The organism is Mesobacillus thioparans (assembly GCF_965138835.1).
Lineage (GTDB): Bacteria > Bacillota > Bacilli > Bacillales > Cytobacillaceae > Mesobacillus > Mesobacillus thioparans.
The window spans coordinates 137,547-156,024 of the sequence record NZ_CBCSFH010000004.1; the positions used below are offsets into that span (position 1 = coordinate 137,547).

Annotated in this window: 18 protein-coding genes; 6 read left to right on the forward strand and 12 right to left on the reverse strand. The window is 38.0% G+C overall.

Annotated features, from left to right (window positions below; genetic code table 11):
• Nucleotides 1-2: 2 nt before the first annotated feature.
• The 3 genes from ACNAZ4_RS09270 to ACNAZ4_RS09280 form a co-directional block, all read right to left on the reverse strand.
• A complete protein-coding gene (locus tag ACNAZ4_RS09270; RefSeq protein ID WP_415814000.1) occupies nucleotides 3-485 on the reverse strand; it encodes a DUF2975 domain-containing protein in 483 nt (160 codons plus the stop codon).
• Between the two features lie 692 nt (nucleotides 486-1,177).
• Nucleotides 1,178-2,758, reverse strand: coding sequence for a bifunctional metallophosphatase/5'-nucleotidase (locus tag ACNAZ4_RS09275; RefSeq protein WP_415814001.1), 1,581 nt, complete (start codon nucleotides 2,756-2,758; stop codon nucleotides 1,178-1,180).
• Between the two features lie 308 nt (nucleotides 2,759-3,066).
• Nucleotides 3,067-3,897 carry a hypothetical protein gene (locus tag ACNAZ4_RS09280; RefSeq protein ID WP_415814002.1) on the reverse strand — a complete coding sequence of 277 codons (831 nt, stop codon included), beginning with the start codon at nucleotides 3,895-3,897 and terminating at the stop codon, nucleotides 3,067-3,069.
• A 457-nt stretch (nucleotides 3,898-4,354) separates the two neighbouring features.
• Between ACNAZ4_RS09280 and ACNAZ4_RS09285 the strand changes: the two genes are divergently transcribed.
• From ACNAZ4_RS09285 to ACNAZ4_RS09295, 3 genes are all read left to right on the forward strand, one after another.
• Complete coding sequence (locus ACNAZ4_RS09285) at nucleotides 4,355-4,588, forward strand: helix-turn-helix domain-containing protein (RefSeq protein ID WP_415814004.1); 234 nt, start codon at nucleotides 4,355-4,357, stop codon at nucleotides 4,586-4,588.
• 12 nt (nucleotides 4,589-4,600) lie between these two features.
• Nucleotides 4,601-4,846 carry a hypothetical protein gene (locus tag ACNAZ4_RS09290; RefSeq protein ID WP_415814005.1) on the forward strand — a complete coding sequence of 82 codons (246 nt, stop codon included), beginning with the start codon at nucleotides 4,601-4,603 and terminating at the stop codon, nucleotides 4,844-4,846.
• Between the two features lie 538 nt (nucleotides 4,847-5,384).
• The gene (locus ACNAZ4_RS09295; RefSeq protein ID WP_415814006.1) at nucleotides 5,385-5,801 is read left to right on the forward strand and encodes a hypothetical protein; all 417 of its coding nucleotides are present in this window, start codon (nucleotides 5,385-5,387) and stop codon (nucleotides 5,799-5,801) included.
• Nucleotides 5,802-6,162: 361 nt separating this feature from the next.
• Here the strand turns inward: ACNAZ4_RS09295 and ACNAZ4_RS09300 are convergent, their stop codons facing one another.
• From ACNAZ4_RS09300 to ACNAZ4_RS09320, 5 genes are all read right to left on the reverse strand, one after another.
• Nucleotides 6,163-7,812 (reverse strand): restriction endonuclease, encoded by a 1,650-nt coding sequence (locus tag ACNAZ4_RS09300; RefSeq protein ID WP_415814007.1) that lies wholly within the window; start codon nucleotides 7,810-7,812, stop codon nucleotides 6,163-6,165.
• A gap of 286 nt (nucleotides 7,813-8,098) precedes the next feature.
• Nucleotides 8,099-10,051: a DNA/RNA helicase domain-containing protein gene (locus ACNAZ4_RS09305; RefSeq protein ID WP_415814008.1), complete on the reverse strand. Its 1,953-nt coding sequence runs from the start codon at nucleotides 10,049-10,051 to the stop codon at nucleotides 8,099-8,101.
• Nucleotides 10,052-10,057: 6 nt separating this feature from the next.
• Nucleotides 10,058-10,357 carry a nucleotide pyrophosphohydrolase gene (locus tag ACNAZ4_RS09310; protein WP_415814009.1) on the reverse strand — a complete coding sequence of 100 codons (300 nt, stop codon included), beginning with the start codon at nucleotides 10,355-10,357 and terminating at the stop codon, nucleotides 10,058-10,060.
• A 723-nt stretch (nucleotides 10,358-11,080) separates the two neighbouring features.
• Nucleotides 11,081-11,509, reverse strand: a complete 429-nt coding sequence (locus tag ACNAZ4_RS09315) for a hypothetical protein (protein WP_415814011.1) — start codon at nucleotides 11,507-11,509, stop codon at nucleotides 11,081-11,083.
• Between the two features lie 26 nt (nucleotides 11,510-11,535).
• The coding region (locus tag ACNAZ4_RS09320) for a hypothetical protein (protein WP_415814012.1) at nucleotides 11,536-11,778 on the reverse strand (243 nt) is incomplete at its 5' end.
• A 933-nt stretch (nucleotides 11,779-12,711) separates the two neighbouring features.
• Here ACNAZ4_RS09320 and ACNAZ4_RS09325 point away from each other — a divergent pair.
• Together ACNAZ4_RS09325 and ACNAZ4_RS09330 are read left to right on the forward strand one after the other, a co-directional pair.
• Entirely contained in the window at nucleotides 12,712-13,557 is an 846-nt protein-coding gene (locus ACNAZ4_RS09325) for a hypothetical protein (protein WP_415814013.1), read from the forward strand.
• A gap of 28 nt (nucleotides 13,558-13,585) precedes the next feature.
• Nucleotides 13,586-13,987: a hypothetical protein gene (locus ACNAZ4_RS09330; protein WP_415814014.1), complete on the forward strand. Its 402-nt coding sequence runs from the start codon at nucleotides 13,586-13,588 to the stop codon at nucleotides 13,985-13,987.
• 171 nt (nucleotides 13,988-14,158) lie between these two features.
• Here the strand turns inward: ACNAZ4_RS09330 and ACNAZ4_RS09335 are convergent, their stop codons facing one another.
• On the reverse strand, nucleotides 14,159-15,133 hold the full coding sequence (locus tag ACNAZ4_RS09335; protein WP_415814016.1) for an ornithine cyclodeaminase family protein: 975 nt from the start codon (nucleotides 15,131-15,133) through the stop codon (nucleotides 14,159-14,161).
• A gap of 36 nt (nucleotides 15,134-15,169) precedes the next feature.
• On the reverse strand, nucleotides 15,170-16,468 hold the full coding sequence (locus tag ACNAZ4_RS09340; protein WP_415814194.1) for an MFS transporter: 1,299 nt from the start codon (nucleotides 16,466-16,468) through the stop codon (nucleotides 15,170-15,172).
• 141 nt (nucleotides 16,469-16,609) lie between these two features.
• Between ACNAZ4_RS09340 and ACNAZ4_RS09345 the strand changes: the two genes are divergently transcribed.
• Nucleotides 16,610-17,098 (forward strand): helix-turn-helix domain-containing protein, encoded by a 489-nt coding sequence (locus tag ACNAZ4_RS09345; protein WP_415814018.1) that lies wholly within the window; start codon nucleotides 16,610-16,612, stop codon nucleotides 17,096-17,098.
• Nucleotides 17,099-17,407: 309 nt separating this feature from the next.
• On the opposite strand, the gene ACNAZ4_RS09350 is transcribed toward ACNAZ4_RS09345, so the two are convergent.
• Entirely contained in the window at nucleotides 17,408-18,115 is a 708-nt protein-coding gene (locus ACNAZ4_RS09350; RefSeq protein WP_415814019.1) for a M48 family metallopeptidase, read from the reverse strand.
• Nucleotides 18,116-18,130: 15 nt separating this feature from the next.
• Nucleotides 18,131-18,454, reverse strand: a complete 324-nt coding sequence (locus tag ACNAZ4_RS09355) for a ribonuclease E inhibitor RraB (protein ID WP_415814020.1) — start codon at nucleotides 18,452-18,454, stop codon at nucleotides 18,131-18,133.
• Nucleotides 18,455-18,478: the final 24 nt, after the last annotated feature.

Consider the following 18,478-nt stretch of genomic DNA (forward strand, 5'->3'; position numbering starts at 1 on the left):
CCTCACACCGTTAAATCATTTTCTGATTTAATATCAATTGCTTCTTTTAAAAGTTTTTGAAGAACAGCAGCAAAGACTGCGATCACCATCGAAGCAAACGGGACAGCCAATCCGACTAAGATAACTCCTGGGGCATCGTCTATTTCCGCAAAGATATAGAAAAGCGGAAAAACGAGCACATGCAAAGTACTAATTGTGACTGCAGAGTATTTGATTTTTCTTAGAGCCTTTACTGATAAATCAGAAAAAGAGATATTTTTATCAATATAGCGTAAGAGTTTGAAAGCCTGATACAAAGCAAAGTAATAAGGTATTGCCGATCCATCAAAAATGATGAAAACAAGATATTTTATTAAAGCAAACTCAGGAAGTAATTCTGATGAAAGATTGGCCAGCTCAGGCACCAAAAAGATACACAGACCGAGAACTGGGACTCCTAAAAGAATAACCGCTATTTTTAAAAACAACGTTTTAACCTTTTCCATAAAGCACCTCGCTTCTATATTCTGATTTGATTTTAATACACCATTTATCGATTTACAATAAATATTTATTAATTATAATGATTTATTTATTATAATCCAACATAAATAAAAAGCGTTCCCCAGCCAAAGAAACGCTTGATTACTTCATATTGTTAAAAGAAACAAAGGATCAGAAACAAAGGGACGGTTATGACGTTTCATAAACTGTTAAAATATACAATTTATTTAAACAAAAGAACGGTCCCCCAAGTTTCGTGTATCCATTTATTATTAAGTTTTAATCATTTATATCTATATTTAAGTAAATTTAGAAAATGCTGGTGGGACACGGGGACGGTTCTTGTGTCCCGAGAATCTCTGTTTCCTGGTAATTAAATTACAGAAAAAATCCCACTTGCATGTCTCTTATCGAATTTAAAGGGAAGCATTATTTAGCTTCCCTTAGGTTATCTAAGCTCTATCCAGCTTTTATTTCGACTCCCGAATGGACAGGAGAACCGTCCTAATTACCGCTCATATCAGATACTCATATGGCACAAATGTAATACCAAAATGAGACTCAGGAACGCCCCTGTGTCTCATGTCTCTTTTAAATATAGAATCTTATCACCTGAAACTAATTCGATAGTGACCAAATCCCACTTTAACTGTTCGACGCTCTCGATGAAAAACAGTGGGACATTACTTGTATCTTACCAAATCACCTTCCAATTGTGATTCACAGTTGCTTTGACGGTGTTATGTTTGAGAAAGTAGTTTGCGAGGAGTTCTGTCATATCGGTTTGGATTTCTTTGATGATGGTTTTGTTCTTGAACATTGTGTAATCTCCTCCGCCTCCGGCACGATAATTGTTCATGACTACATCAAACTCTTCTTCTGGTTTTACATCATTACCATTATGAGAGAGCTTTACCACTCTTTCTCCAACTGGTTTTCTAATATCGAGGACATAGTCAATACCTTCCCACATATCATAGTTGTAATGCTGCGGCTTGGGCTCAGAGAAGTTTGGGTTTACAGCGATTTCACCATTATCGATTATAAAATAACTGGCCGACCGCTCAAGAGCATTCTTCATATCCTGCCCTGAAATCCTGATCACGGTAAGCGTATTGGGATATACATAATTTGAAACAATTTCACGCATTGTTACATGCTTGCTAAAGCCTGGTGCCTCATTATGGAACAGGGCGGTACTTGAAATAGCCGTTCCACTTGCCTCCATTTGAACTTTATTGATGAACTCAATTAGGGGATGTTCATTCGTCCGTAAGTCGATCGGGTCTGTGACTTCCATGTTTCCAACAATTGTTCCAAGTGTCTGATCCAGCCAGTTCTGTGTTTCCAGTTCATATTTTCCAACAAGTGCCAGGATGCTTTCATCCGGCTCCTCATTTTCAAGCTCCATTATCTCAGCCATCTTATCGACAATCTTCCATCTCCTGTTATCTTTCTCGAATGAAATAGTTGCCTTGCCGATCTGTTTGCCGTTAAATCCTGGCTGAAGGACGGTCACACCATTCAACTCACCAGCTATTTTTCTATGCTGATGCCCTGTAAGCAAGAGATCGATTCCTTCAACTTCATGACAAATACGAAACGCCTGGTTCTCCCCTGTTTGGTTCTCCGTTTCCCTTCCTGTTTCAAGATCCCGCTCAAAACCGCCATGGTAAGCAAGGATCAATATATCAGGCTTTTCCTTTTCATGTATGTAATTCACCCACATTTTCACGGTCTCAAGTGCATCCTCGAACTTTAATTCCTTAATATGTTTAGGGCTTTCCCAATTCGGGATATAGTGAGTAGTCAACCCAAGAACCGCTGCTTTCACCCCAATGTCAAACTTTTTCACCATATAGGGAGTCCCGAATTTTGGAGTGCCAGTTGACGAGTCACCAATATTGGCTGACAGCCATGGAAAATCCGACTCAATCACTGCCCGATTCAGGATTTTCATTCCATAATTGAACTCATGGTTGCCGATGATGGCCGCATCATATTGTAGCTCATTCAAAACCTTGATCATCGGATTAGGAAGATCGCCTCCAAATTTCACGAAATGATAGGCCAGCGGAGTTCCCTGGATTAAATCGCCGTTATCGATCACAAGGAGATTTTCTTCCTGCTTCCTATGCTTCTTAATCACTGTTGCTGCATACGAAAGTCCTTGTGGCACATTCTCGTTCGTCCCATAATTAATTGGAAAAATTGAACCATGAACATCACTTGTCTCCAATATCACCAGGTTCGTCCCTGCCTTTATTTCCTTCATAAAAAACCTCCGGGTAAATAAATCAGTTGATTGAATACATTCAAATTACCACTTTCTCTCCAGCAAACAAAATTAATTTGGAAAAATGAAGATTTAACTTTGAGACACAGACACAGGGACGGTTCTCGCGTCTCCAAAATAGTTAAAAGAAGAGTCCCGATTGTTCTTGTTTGAGGCCATACTGTACAAGACAACAAAGATGCGGGATTGAGCCGTGGGACGGTTCCATTGTCTCAAATAGTTACATTTCTTCACAATTAACGGGAATCTGAAACCGCCCCCTTGTCCCTCGAAAGAACCCTTTACCTTTATTCAACAAAACTCATATCATAAAGCTCTTCAAAATAACGCTCCTGGAACTTCTTATTCAAAATCCCGGTAAAATAAGCAATCGGATTCTTCACTTCCACCTTCGATTTCAGCTTCCGGACGAGCTGTCTGAAAGAGTCAAGGGAAACAGACAACAGGAGATCTGCATCTTGTTCATAGTTGTTCCGGTAGGCAGCGACCGTGCTCATCCGCCAGAATTCCTCAATTGATTTTGCGGTTGGGTAAAAGTATTTTACAAGATTGACAAAATCACTAGGAACCCGGTCACCGACAAAAAGATGCTCTTCAGGTCCTTTTTCAGCAATGTACTTTACCTCTGTGATTTCCGATAATTGTTCTCCAGCAGCCTTTTCTTCACGTTTATTATTCTTTTTAATGTTAGTTTCAGAAGGAATGATAGTTTTATATTGGTGGCTCAATTGATCGCCGTCCGGTAGTTCATTCATCGGGAAACGATTGAATACATACAGGTTGCTGGACTGTGAGCCGTTCTTGCGCGCCGTGTCATACACAGTGAAGATACCAATATCACTAGCCTTCAGGATCATCCTTTTAAAAGTAGAACGGGAAATCCCCATCTCCCCATATTCCTCATAAATTGCCTTCAGGACCGTCCCGATCTTGGCATTGGCCACCCCAGGAACCTTCGCAGCAAACCGAACCAGCCGCTTCAACCCGATCAACTCACCCTTACTGAAAAAACGCTTCTTATCCGCCATCCACATCTCAAAATGATTGTTAAACTCCTTCAATGAACCAAACTGTGAATACTCCGAAAAACTCTCAATAACCGCCGATTTAATTGTCATGCTAATGCACCACCCTTTCACCCTTTATATATGGATGAAAGGGTGGAAAGGACAGGGTGGGAAGCGTTGGATTGTGGCTGTTTTGTGAACAGTTAGTTAGGAGACTTTAGAGCAAAAAAAATACGATAAGCAGCTTGAACTGCGTATCGTTGTCTTTGGGTTTTAACCATTCAAGCTTAGAGGCTTGTAGTAGCCATTTCCGGGATATGAGAACCGTCCTGTGTCCTTGAATATTGTATATACACATTAATTTTCATTATTTGAGAACCAACCCCATGTCCCGTATTTCCCCACCCAATCAGAAAGACGAGCATCTCAAAATAAAATTAAAACATCATCTATTCCATAACCACAAAATTTCTTTTAAAAACAAACAAAATGGTACTTAAACACGTACCACTTAGCACAACTAAAGATGATAGCTTTGCCTTATAGTTAATAGGAATGGGTGTAAGCTATGGCAGAGAAACAGGTGAATATCAATATAAAAAAACTGCTAAATGATTATGGCATCTCATTACGAGAGCTATCCAGATTAGCAGACATTCGTCATGCTACACTTAGCGAATTGGCTAACAATAAAAGAAAAAGCATTCACTTTGATCACATCAAACGAATTAGCGAAGCACTTGACATCACAGACATCCGTAAAATCATCGAAATCGAAACCCTAGAAGATGAGAAGGAATAAAAGGTGAATATTATGAAAGCAGACTACTACCTCTCCTGGGATGTGACCCAATTTAAAAATGAATACGGCGATGAAATAGAAATGGAAATAATCCAATATCCAAACGAATATCTAGTCACCGTAAATATTTGCGACGAACAACCACCATACAGAGACATCACCGCCACAGGCACCCACCCCAGAAGCAAAAAGCATGCAGCCAAAAAGGCAATGATTCTACTTTACAAACAAGCATACCCAGAACTATTTAACCGCTAAAAGAACTAAGCAGACAAAATAACATCCTGTCTTAAAATACTCAAATTCCAAAATGTGATATGAAACCCTCTTAATGTTCCCTAAGAACACACAGAGACAGTTCCGGCGGTTCATAAATTGCAGTTTACTGAAACAAGAACCGTCCCCAAGTTACATCCAGTCCCTAACTCAACCTCAAAGTTAACCTCAAAATCATTTTCAACAACTTTCAACTCCGGGAAATTAATAATTTTACCTTGCTTCATTTTTACTTCACGCCTTAGTTTCAAATTTAAGTTACTAAATTAAAAACGAATATGAGAAAAATTTCCTGCAACTTTCATTCTATCTATTAATCAGATGAATAATAGGGTAATAGCTTAGATCTTAGATAATTGATTTAACAATTCAATTATTTACTCAGTATTAAAACCGGACATTCATATCGAATATTGCTTTAGAATAAACGATGATTTGATGGAAATTAGTAGTATCAGGGAATACTGATATCTGGTAATCTATTAGTAAACTATTCCAAATATTTAAGGGGGAAATAAATTTGCCTAAAGTTTATATTATCAATACAAATAAAACTCACAATCCAGATTGCGAAAAAGAAATGTTACAGAATCACAAGTGCGCAGCTTTTTATAATCCTTGGAAATATTATATCGATACAATCGAGGCCAATGATTTAGTTTTTCTATATTCAAGTAATGTAGGGATTATTGGACGAGGAATAGCAACTGGAATTGTTGAATTAAATGATTATGAAGGCAATGAAAATGAAGAACATTTTATGTATCTCAATCGCTTTGAACTATTAAAAAGACCTTTAAAAGCAGCCGAAGTAACTTCCATTATACGAGAAACGGCAGGTAATGATTTTGATATTAAATGGAATCAAACAATGATATTGGTCGCACATCAATTTGGAACAAAAGTGTGGCAACATATTACTAAATATTGTTTATAGGCGTTACTGCCATTTTAATGTTTAGGTTTTGACAGGATACAAGTATTTACTATTCAAGCCAATTTCCTTAAAGAAATAGAGCTTATTCCAATCAAGGGTAAGAACAGGTACCATTTTCAGCACTGGTAGAAGTTCAAGAGGTGAGTGAGACATTGGGGACGGTTCTTAAGTATCATTATAAAGCCAAAATTTCCATTTTTATTATAAAAAAGCCTTATCCGCCAAAGGATAAGGCTCTCATATTTACGCAAGAACAATCTTAGCAACCACATCACAACGCGCAGACGGAGGGACGGTTCTGCCGTTACATATTTATTACGAGACAACGGAACCGTTCCCATATCCCATACATAAGTCTCTTTTACTTACTTTCCTTCATCAACAACTTAGCCTCTTTTAAATTAATTTTCGCTTTATGCCCATGTTTATGAAGCAGATGCAAAAGATTGTTACCATTGAGTAGAGTTAGCGGCTTATCTTTAGCAAAGCTATATGCATCAGGACCATAATCAGCTGTAGATACTAGTATTCCTTTAGTTGCACCTTCGTTCATAACTGTTCCATATAAATCACGTACTGCGGAGACCCCTACTACATTTGTATACCTTTTTGCCTGGATGACAATTTTTCCACCTCTTATAGGATCCGGGTCAAACGCCACTGCATCTACTCCGCCATCTTTGCTTGCTCTAGTGATTTTTACTTCCCCACCAGAGTTATTAAATTCTTTCTCAAATAATTCCCTTATAAGATGTTCAAAATCTTGCCAATCCATTGCAGCCAAATTTGTTTCTTCATCAACATCTCCTGTTACACTATAGGAGTTAACAAATCGGCCATCTTCTCGATTTATCTTTAATATAGGAGCAATTGGTGTAAGACTGAATAATTTGCTACTACCAATACCTTTCAGGTTCTTAAAACAAGATTTTGAATCCACTGCACCTAGATTAATTTCCTCAAATTCTTCCTTATTTGTTTGAATCGATAAAATGCATATATCTTCGTTTTTACCTGTTGCTTTGTTGATTGTATTTACCCAACCATTAAATACGACTGAATCTATTGCATTAATTGCATCAGCTTCATAAAGCTCATGTAAACTTCTTAAAGTAATATCATATAACAACTTATCATACATTTTTCTTAGAGCTGCGTCAGTTATGTGAGATTCTTTGAAGTCATCTTTCGTCGCAACATACTTAACTTCCTTTAAAGTTGGTAAATCTGTTATATCAGGAAGGTTGTATTCAACTATTAGCGTTCTATTCACTGAATTGTAATCAATATCAAACTCTTGTGGAAAATCATCTGGGTACACTGAATTTGATAGTACCATGTCACAATAATCGATCACGGCTTCACTTTCTCCTGCAATATATTGCTCTTTTTTCTTTTGAATTTCTTCATTTCTTTCCTTCTGTTCTCGTTCGAATCTTTCCTTCTTCTCTTTCCATTTCTCCAGTTTATCTTCATAGGCACTTACTTCTTTTTCATACCGCTCAGTTAATTCGTCTGTTTTCTTTCTCCAGTCGTTCATGGCCGCTTCATACAATTTATTACTTTCATCAATTTTCTTTTGCTTACTAGAAGTTATAATACGATCCATTAAGCCAAACTTTGGTTCATAATTCTTCTTATCGGGTTCTGAAGGGTAAGATGGTTTCTTGGGACTTTTAGGTTTTGGATCCTTAAATTTAGAAACATCCTTGAGGGAATCCCAATCGATTTTATCATCCACTTCTAATGTAGAGACTAAAATATTATCTATAGATTCAAGCTGACTAACTGCTTCTAATGTTTGTTGTTCTGCAAGCGATTTCTTTTGAGCCTTCTCAAAAGCCATATTTTCTCGTTCCAACTTCTTCTTCTCTGCATCTTTTTTCTTTTTCCACATTTCCTCCCATTGTTTCTCTTGCAAGTAAGCTTTCTGTTCGACTACATACCTGTTATTACCCTTAATAACTCGATATTTATGTAATCCTTCATGCCTAACCTCAATCCAATACAAAAGAATCCCTCCTTCTTATAAATAGTATTTATTTGTGAGTCATCATCCTTATTTATTAGTATATAATATTCCAATTGCAATTTTCGACATTTTTTGGGTATTTCTGTAACTGAATCTCCATCTTATTACACAATTTCAGCCAATTGCCCATTAGTGTATTTTTGATTTCGAAGTAATAATCAATTGTAGTGGTAACCTAACAGTCGCTATAGTGTCCTATTATTCATCAATTTTACTTAGAAACTATTTGCGTAAATAAAAGGAAGGCTCCTAGCATAGAGCCTTCCTAACTTTGGTATTTTTCATTAGTCTCCGCCACTCGTGGCATCTCCCTAAAAAACTCATTCTCCTCATAAGTCTGCTGAATATCCCTAACCCGCTCGATTAAATAACCCTCCAACTCTTTATCTGTACAATAAACAAAGCAACCCTTCTGTCCGCGCGTCATTAATGTACGATAAGTATTTCGGATAATCTCATCTGCAAGCTGCTTAGCTTCTTCAGGTTTTTCCTTCAGCATTTTCTTCAAGCCTTTTAATGAGTTGTCAGTTTTAGCGCGTTTGGTATAATCGGTGATTACTTCTCCATCCTTAAATACGAGGTCATCTCCTATAACAACACCAACATAGTCAAACTCAAGTCCCTGGCAGGTGTGGATACAGCCAATTTCATTTACTGATTTTTCGTCAATCGCCCATGTGGCAGAGTTATCGAGATTCCAGCTCATGCTAAACTTGTGTTCCGGTAACTCAATATCATGAACATTGGTGTTGGATTTCCCTTCCTTAACCCAGTTCCAGCAGTAGCCGGCAACCATCCGTGACTTATTATTTTTCTTGTTCAGCCTTTCGATTTCCTGACGCATTTCATTAGGTTCCTTGTAAATGCGGAAATCATAATTTGTTCCGATGTAATTCGAGTTAGCTGTCTCCCGAATCTGCAGCACGTCGTCAATCCAGCTCAGATAACCATCTGATCCATTGCAGCGGAACTGTGATTCCAGCTTGACCGTCGACACCCCTGCTCCGAGTTCACCAGCAAACTTCTTAATCATGCCGATACTTCCGATATCCTTCAGAGTCACCCGCTGTCGCTCATCGATAAAAAAGACTGCCAGCTTTGAAGCATTTATAATTTCCTTGACTTGATTTTCACCAAGGTTGCTGAAAAGACCGGACTTCTCATTCAGGCGATGGGCTTCATCAACGACCAGAACATCAAATTCATTTGCTGGTGCATTAATATAGCTGCCTGAACCAACAAACAAGTTATCGATATGGCCTTTGCGGAAATTCTGTTTTAGTTTTGTTGCATAGATATTTCGCGGAGCGGCATTTTTAGTGACATACTGAGACACTAAACTGCGATTGGTAGCCTCTACCAACAAGTTAATCGCCAATACGGACTTTCCAGTACCCGGACCGCCTTCGACGACTAATACTTGCTTAGTGTTTGTCCGTACTGCATCACTCGCCAGATGCAATGCTGTCTCATAGACCACTTTCTGGTCATCGATCATGACAAACTCCCTATTCCCCTGGAGCATGCTATTCAATGAATCCTGCAACGATTTGGATGGCCGGATTCTGCCTTTATCAATCGTATATAAAATCTCTTTATTATCACCATGTTTGATATATCTTTTGATAAAATCGCGTAGCTTACCGGAGTCACCCTTTACAAAAACCGGTGCTTCCTCAATATAATAATCATATACAGGATAATTCAGCGGATCCTGTTCACCCTGGTTTATGTAATTATGAAGGTATGCACACGGATAAAGTTGAATTTCCTCTTTTTGCGCATTTTCATTATAGTCCTTGATTAAAGCTGCATAGGACCAGGCCTGATAGGAAGGATGAGTAGTCTCCCGCACCCCGCGATTAATCACCGTTTTAACAATAGCCTCTTTGCCCTCAATCTTTTCAACACTTTCCCATTGCTTTAACTCAACAATGACAATCGATTGCTTAGCATCCTGATCTGAGCCGGAGATAAGGAAATCCACACGCTTCGAGGTGTGCGGAATCTTGAACTCAATCGCAACGCCTGCATCTTTAGGAATCTCACTGTCACTCAACACCCTATACATATACTGCATAGAGTTGTCCCAAGACCGAACCTCCCGCTCATTAATCCGGCCGATCTTGCTGTTATAATTGCTGACAATATTATTCACCAGCTCATCATCAAAAACATCCTTCAAGAACTCATCTTTCGTCGCCTCATATACGATCAACTACCCTCACCCCTTCTGCACGGGATACTTAAGCGCATTCTTCTTCATCTTTTCCAAAACTTCCTCTTCCAGATCAATATCCAACTTATCCGCCAACTGAACAAGGTAAATCAAAATATCAGCCATTTCCTCTATTATATTTTGTTTCGAATCTTCGACCGCTTCCTCGCTGCTTTTCCATTGAAAGTTTTCCAATAGCTCGTTTGCTTCAAGACAAATTGATATAGCTAGGTCTTTTTCGTTATGGTACGGCTTCCAGTTGCGTTCGTCTCGGAAGTTTATTATATTTTGACGGATTTTGTTCATGGTATATCACTCCAGTGGGTTACTTTATTTGCAAAAAATCTATTTTGATTTTATCATTCTATATGTTGAGAAGAGTATTGTTAAAGATTTTGAATTAAAAAGAGCCAAATCCCTGTAATGGATTTGACCACTCAAAAAATATTTCATAGTGAGACGAAAAACCGTCCCCGTGTCTCTTACTACCTTTTAAGTCGGCCTCTTAGATAAATGTTTCCTGTTCAAAAATTTTATATATGAATATTAACTAATTGTATAAGTCGTTATAGCGGACTTTGTATTTTTTCTTTGCTTTTCTAAGTATAAAATACACGAAAACATTTGCTAATATGTCTGTGGATAATGCGATACACAGTGATACAATCCCAATAACATCATTTTTCTTTTCAGTTAAAGTTATGTATCCAATTGACATATACGAAAAATAAACTGTAGAAAGTATTATTATCAAGGTTATTAACCAAAGTGTGTACTTAATATAATTTTTTTGATCAGTCACTACAATAAATTTCTCTTGTCTTATCTTTGTCAGTATTGCAATTAATAAAAGAATAATTGAAGCCACTAGTGAAACAGAATTAATATAATTTAAGAAGAATAACTCTTTGTAATTCGGCGATTTAATGATAGGGGTTAAGATAATAATTGTAAAAATAATAATCATTATTTGAAAAACTTCTGAAAAACTATAATGAACCTTCATCCTAAAAACCAACCTTAAAATTATTAGATTTTATTTATAGCTTCTTCTACTTTTAGACTAATAAAATTTGTATAAAGTATATAATCTAATAATTCCTCTTCTTCAATATTATCTCTTCCCTGGAGTGAAACAGAATTACTATACACCACGCAATCCATTTCATAAGATATAGCTAAGTTACCATACAATATTTTGTCTACATTAATTTCATTTAATATGTTTAAGATTTGCTGTTCATTCCCTTTTATCCGGCCTATAGCATTTGTTACTACAATACTTAATCTGTCTGGTTTCTCAGATAAATACATCAAAATTTCCACTTTATTTTTACCATCATTCTCAATAAAAACTAATTCTATTGCATATGTATCATCGGACTCTAGCTTTCTATATTTTATATTAGTATTTTTTAATATATCCTCGATTTGTGTTAAAAAAAACTCAGCTTTCACAATAAGATCCTCCGCATATTGATAAATTAACAAATAATTTTCTCTTTTTCTATAACCTGATTTAAGAACGTATAATTGTTTTTATCTCTTTCAATACATATTCCATCTATTTTCCCTTTAAATACTTTCAAAAAATAATTTTGAATTAACTTTTCTTGGGTCTCAGTCAACTCTTTATCATATAAAGCAAATTCAAATGAATTTTTACCACAAGTGATACTCATGTTATTTAAAAAGCTAAACCCTGAGATAAAATTCTTTTGAAAAGANGTAAATTCAAAGGAGAAATGTATTTCAGCATTTATTATATTTTCCTTATTTACATCTTTACTTATGACCATAAATGAGAACACTAAATTATCCCTCCTTAACTTTTTACCTTCCTATTTTGAACGATAAAAATTTAGAGATTTTACTTCTATTTTTATTTGAACTAATAGAATTTATAACACTTTCAGCTTGACTTACTAAATTGTAGAAGTCGAATACTGCTTGTTTGCATTTATGCTGATCGAAATTATCTTGATATTCTTCATATATTCGCTCATTTAATTTACTTATTGTTAATAGATGGGTCTCCGGGCACCCTGCTGACTTCAACTCCAAAATAAGTAATTTTCTTTTCTCATAACTCATCTCTTTCAAAAGATAAGCAGCTGTAGAATTACTAGTTTGAGCGTAGTTTAACTTAGCTAGTTTATGCTCTTCATGTACTGTTAAATATTGTTCTTTATACTCTTCTAGATCTTTGAGTTTGTCCGTTATCTTCATGGCTTATAGAAAAATTCACCTCTAACTAAACAATTTCTGCCAACTCCATTAATAACATTATAGTACTTTTTTGATAAAAAATGTGAATATTTACCTCAAAAAGTTTATTTAGCCAAATACCTAAAGAAAGACTCCTTGAGAATTTTTTACAGTACTAGTTCTTGTCCCATAATACAAAGCAAAAAGCCCTTCTGGTCAAAAATTACAATTTCTTTCATGAGACACAGGGCCGGTTCTTGTTTCTCTTACGCTTTCGTGAACCGAATTAGTTAAGAAAAATGCCCTGATAAAATTTTTATAGTCCAGGCAGGAGTAAAAACAATAATTGAATCTGCAAAATTAACGTTTAGAACGATAAATTAAAATGAAAATAACCAATTAATATGATGTGGTAAAATATAGAAAGTGAGTTAATTTTGAGGAGTGGTAACTTGTTTAATACAAGGGAATTGGCAATTCTAATTTGGGTGGGAATCTTTATAGTTTTTGCTTTTTACACATTAACGAAAAAAGGGGATGAGAAATATTTTATAGGGCTTCTTAAATCCTTTAGAAAACTGGCAAAGCACCCTATTATGGTAATTACATTTGTTTATATAGTTGGACTCTTTTATTTATTATATGAATTTAAAATAGTAGTCGGATGGGACTTATTAAAGGATTATGTTAAATTAATTATTTTCGGTTTGTTTCCAATGATTATTAAAGTGTCCACTAACTACAAAAGTGTCAATGTTTTTGAAATGGCTTTCGGTCTTGTAAAGTTTAGTATTGTGCCGATATTTATAATTAACGAATATACTTTTAATCTTTTTGTGGAGTTACTTTTAGTGTTTGTAGTTACAATTTTAGTTTCAATGGTTGCTATCGCTGAAATTAAACCAGAATATCAATCTGTTAAAAACCCTCTAAATTGGGTTTTGGGAATTATCTTTTTATTAGTTGTCGTTTTTGCATTTAGAAACTTTATTCTAAATATTAATGATATTAAAAACTTAATCTTTTGGGAAAAGATGTTCTTGGAGTTATTGTTACTTTTGCACTTGCCTTTATTACTGTTTCTACAAATCGCTATGTACTATGAACAGATTTACATTAGAGTGAAATTTAAAACTCAATTAGGAAAAAATATAAATAGCAAGTTATCCATTGTTTGGGTATTATTCAGAAATTGTCATTTCAATGTGAATAAGTTGGAGAAAGCTTTTAATCAAATGGCGCGTAATAGAGTGCAATCTTTACAAGAGTTAGAGGATATTTTTAAAGAAACAGCATAAAAACTTTAGATAAAAAGGGGTGTTTACATTGACAGAACATGATCCATTTACGCAAATGAACAGAAATATTTGGGACCTCCACCAAAGGTCTATGAAACTAGTAAATAAATCTCAACAAGAAAAAAGAGAATTTAAAGAGGCTGTTCTAACAGGAATTAATCAAGTAGTCGAAAATACTATCAATCTTAACGATATGTTTGTATTAATGTGGGCAAACAATGAAAAACAAGAGGAAGTTCATCAGTTGCTTGTGGAAATATTTGGGATAAGTAAGGCTCAAACTGAGCAAGAAGCAGAGAGCAAGTATCGTCAAGTCATGACGAAAGTAAATGAGTTTAGCGGAGATATAGAAACATTACAGAAAATTAGACAATACGGGGACCTTGCCTATAAAACTGTTATGTCTTTAATAAAGGGCGAACTATCTTAAGCAACTTATTCAGAAAGGGGAAACTATTGGGACAGAGCACTTGGAATAAAAGGTGTTTTAAACATTTTCATAAAGTGTCAGAAAGAACTTTAAAGATTATTTTATCAAAAGTTTTATAATGTTTTGGGGACATGAAAACTGTCCCCGTATTCCAAATGCGTCTCATCAATTTCACAAGAAAATCTCCTCCCCCTCATCCATCTCCTCCGCCTTCCCAAAAACCCCCTTAGCCACAGCCAAATCAAAATGAGCAGCCCCTACTGATTTAAATATAGTAATATCCTCAACCCCACGCTCAACCTGATTCACATGAAGTTCGGCTAAAGTTCCAGATAGCCTATCAAATGACCACTTCCCTCTTTCCACTGCATCAATGAACTCTCCAGCTTCTCCTTTCATCCCCTCATAGTCATCTGCATAAATCAGTGCTGCTTTTTCAATAGCTCCTAACGGGATTTCACGCATTTCGGGTAAGTAACTGCCTACCCCGATGATATGGGTTCCTACTTTTACATAATCGTCATCGAACACTTCTTCAGTTGAACGGGTCGCACAGCAAATGACGTCGGACTGGGCGACGGCTTCGTTCCGGTCGACGCCGGTATGTATTTTGGCGGTGATACCTGCCTCTTTGAGCTTTTCACCGAATGTGTATGTCTTTTCGATGGTACGGTTGATTAAATAGATGTCTTGAATCGGCAGGACGTTCACGATTCCCAGTACTTGTTCAAATGCCATTCCGCCTGTGCCGATGACGGTCAGCACTTGGCTGTCTGGCCTGGCGAGGTGGCGGGCTGAGATGGCACTTAATGCGCCGGTTCTCAATCTTGTCAGATAGGAAGCGGACAGTAAGCTTATATGTTTTCCTGTTTGTAGTTCTGTGAGTAAAATGGCTCCTTGTGTGGTCGGAAGATCGGCTGAGCTGTTTTCCGGAAAAATCGAGACAATTTTGGTTGCTGCCATGGATGTTCCATCCGAGCTTGGCATATAGAGAACGGATCCATTGCGTTCGGGGACATTGATTACCGTCCGATGAGGATTTTCAACTCGTCCTTCGTGGATGGCTACCAACATGTTTTCGACATCTCGAATGGCATCTTCGATTTTATAAATGGATTGGATTAGTTGTTCATTCAGTATAAGCATATAGAATCTCTCCTTTTATGAAAAAACTCGGCCAAATTATTTGGCCGAGCTCATTTTACCAGTGATCACAGTTGGTTCAACGCGGCTTTTCACTGCCCAGATGGCAAGTAGTGACACCACTGCCGTGAACATGATGTAGAGTGCAACTGGGACGTAGGAATTATCAAATGATGCGAGCAGCGCTGTGGCAACGAGTGGAGCTGTACCGCCAGCGACTGCGGCCCCGATTTGATAACCTAGTGAAACACCTGTATAGCGAACCTTGGCATCAAAGATTTCGGAGAACATGGTTCCAAGTACTGCAGTAATCGGAGCCCAAATGATCCCCAGACCGATGATCGTCGCCAACACCAGCATGAGTACACTGCCTTGATGAATCATCCAGAAATAAGGGAAAGCGAAAGCCATCATCGCTAGTGTACCGGCAATATACATTTTCTTGCGGCCAACGCGGTCTGACAGACTTCCCATGATCGGGATAAGGATTGTCGTAATGACGGTTGAAACCATGACGGCACCTAGCACAGCGGAGCGGCTGAATCCTAGAGTGCTTGTCGCATAGGAAACAATGAACGTACTGAAAATATAGAATGGAGCTGTCTCCACCACTTTCGCACCGATGGTGATCAGCACTTCTTTCCAATAATAGCGAAGGGTATCGACGATAGGTAGCTTTGGAATTTCACCTTTTTGCTGAACTTCCTTGAATTCTGGTGTCTCATCGATTCCTTTTCGGATCCATAAACCAAAGACCACGAGCAATGCACTGAAGATGAATGGCACGCGCCAGCCCCAAGACATGAATTGCTGCTCAGGCAATAAGCTCATGAGCCAAAGAGCGAGTGTACCCATCACCATTCCGATCGTTACACCCATTTGTGGAATGGAACCGAAGAATCCTCTGCGTTCTGCTGGAGCATACTCAGTTGCAAGCAGCAGAGCTCCTCCCCATTCCCCACCGATTCCAAGTCCCTGGATCAGACGAAGAGTAATCAAAATGATTGGTGCAGCTACACCGATTGCTTGATATGTAGGCAAGAGACCCATTGCGAATGTCGCAGCACCCATCAAGCTCAATGTTAAAACAAGTGTCTTTTTCCGGCCGATTCGATCCCCGATATGACTAAAAATGATTCCTCCAAATGGCCGGATGAAAAACGAAAGTGCAAACGATGCGTACGCCAAAAGCAAGCCTACTGTTGGATCCTCGTTGACAAAGAATAATTGGTTAAATACAAGTGCGGCCATTGTTCCATATAGAAAATAGTCAAACCATTCAATGGAACTGCCAACAAGGCTGGCGATCAATACACGATAAGTCGTTTTCTTATCCAATTGCATTTTCCCTTCCCCCTTTTTAAAAATGAAGTGACACTTCAATTTAATTTTAGATAATAGTTAATTTTCTGTCAACTTTGTTCAGATTGACACAATCCATATATAAGGGAAAAATAGGAATTAGGAAGGTGAGATTTTATGATCGGTGTACGACTTAAAGAAATCCGGAAAGAGAAAAAAATGACCTTGAAAGAACTTGCCGAAGGAGCCGGTGTATCCATCAGCTTCCTATCACAAGTCGAACGGGGAAAGTCCAGTGTCACCCTGGAGTCATTGCGAAAAATATCCGAAGTACTAGGCGTCAATCCAAGTACCTTTTTTCCAAGTAATAATGAGCCAGTGAGTGGACCATCATTCCATTATCAAGATCTGACACAACAAGTCCCAAACCCGGACTTTCACCCAATACTCGTCACACTCCCAGCAAACCAGAGCGACGGGCAACCCTTCGCCCATAGTGGACATGAATTTGTCTATGTAATAGAAGGAACTTTGACACTGCAAATAGGGACAAAGATGATTGAGCTCCAACAGGGAGAATCCTGGTTTTTTTCAGCAAGTGAAACGCATTATTGGTATAACCATACCGATCAGACGATCAGATTCCTCGTCGTCTCATCCAGATAAACAAACAGAAAAACACAGGGACGGTTCTGGCGTTTCAAGAATTGTTAAAATATGCTATCCACTGAAATGGAAGAACCGTCCCCACGTTTCCAAGGTGGAACATTACATAAAATGTATCTGATTTTGCTCCGGGAATACTTTGTTGGAAGCAAGCTTCTTTCCAAATGCCAGTATGAATATAAACATGAGGAAGGGGATGATGTAACACCGATTCCAACAGAAAAGTATGCTCATCTATCCCTTTTTAGGATAAGGATAATATTGTTGAAGTTTTTTGCTCCGCTGAGAGGATCTGTCACCCCCGCTACACTAAACCTCCATCCTCCACCCCGACACAGCGAGCCAGTGCTCATTCCGTTCATATTCAGGCATGATTTTTCCGACAAGCCGCCAAAATGAACGGTCGTGATTCATATGAACCATATGGCACATTTCATGGACGACAACATAATCAATCACTTCCATTGGTGCCATGGACAGCTTCCAATTGAATGTCAAATTCCTCATGGGATCACACGTTCCCCAGTTCGTCTTACTGTCCGTGATTCGAATCGAGCGCGGCTTTATTTTGATTTCGCTTTGAAAAAATTTAACCCGTTTTTCGACTAATGCCTTGCACTGCTGATAGTAAAATCGCTTCAATGCCTGTTTGATGCTCTCTTCATTTTGCTCTTTCACGTATACATGGAGCTTGTCTGCCTCGAACACGGCATTGTCTTTTCCGATATCTGCATCCTGGGAAATCAGAATGTGATAGAGCCTCCCCAAATATAGAAACTGTCCGCCTGGTCCGTACTCTTTTTCCCTACCGGCTGAGGCCCGCTCTTTCATTTCCTTCGCCCTTTGCAGGATCAAGTCCCATTGGCCTTCTAGGATTTGAAGCACACTTGCATCTGAGGTCCCCTTAGGAGCGTGGACTTCGACATGGCCGTACAAATCCATATACATGCCGATTGTTTTCCGGTTTTTATAAATCACATCATACCCGATTGTTTCACCTAAAAAAGTATGAAGCATATCATCACCTGCATTTCATTCTATAAATACGCCCCAGCCATCAGAATGGCCGCCATAAGGCTTGCTTATTTTATCCAGCTTTTCCTGCACTTTTTTTATTTCGCTATGGTTAAGGAGCATCCTTTTCGAGCAGCTGCAAGCCCACTCATCTGTCTCATCATCCTGCTCGAGTAACCCATGAAAGCCTTCTTCCTTCAATACGGGCAGAAGCTTCTCGCCAGTTGCCTTATCCGGCACAGCGATAAAAAACTCGACTGGCTGCGGCTTTTTAAAACTGACACCTTCATTAAACAAACTGCGCAATGCTTCTCCATCAGCGTCGTTTGGAAATTTCATCATCCATTCCTCCATTTGTGTGCCTTC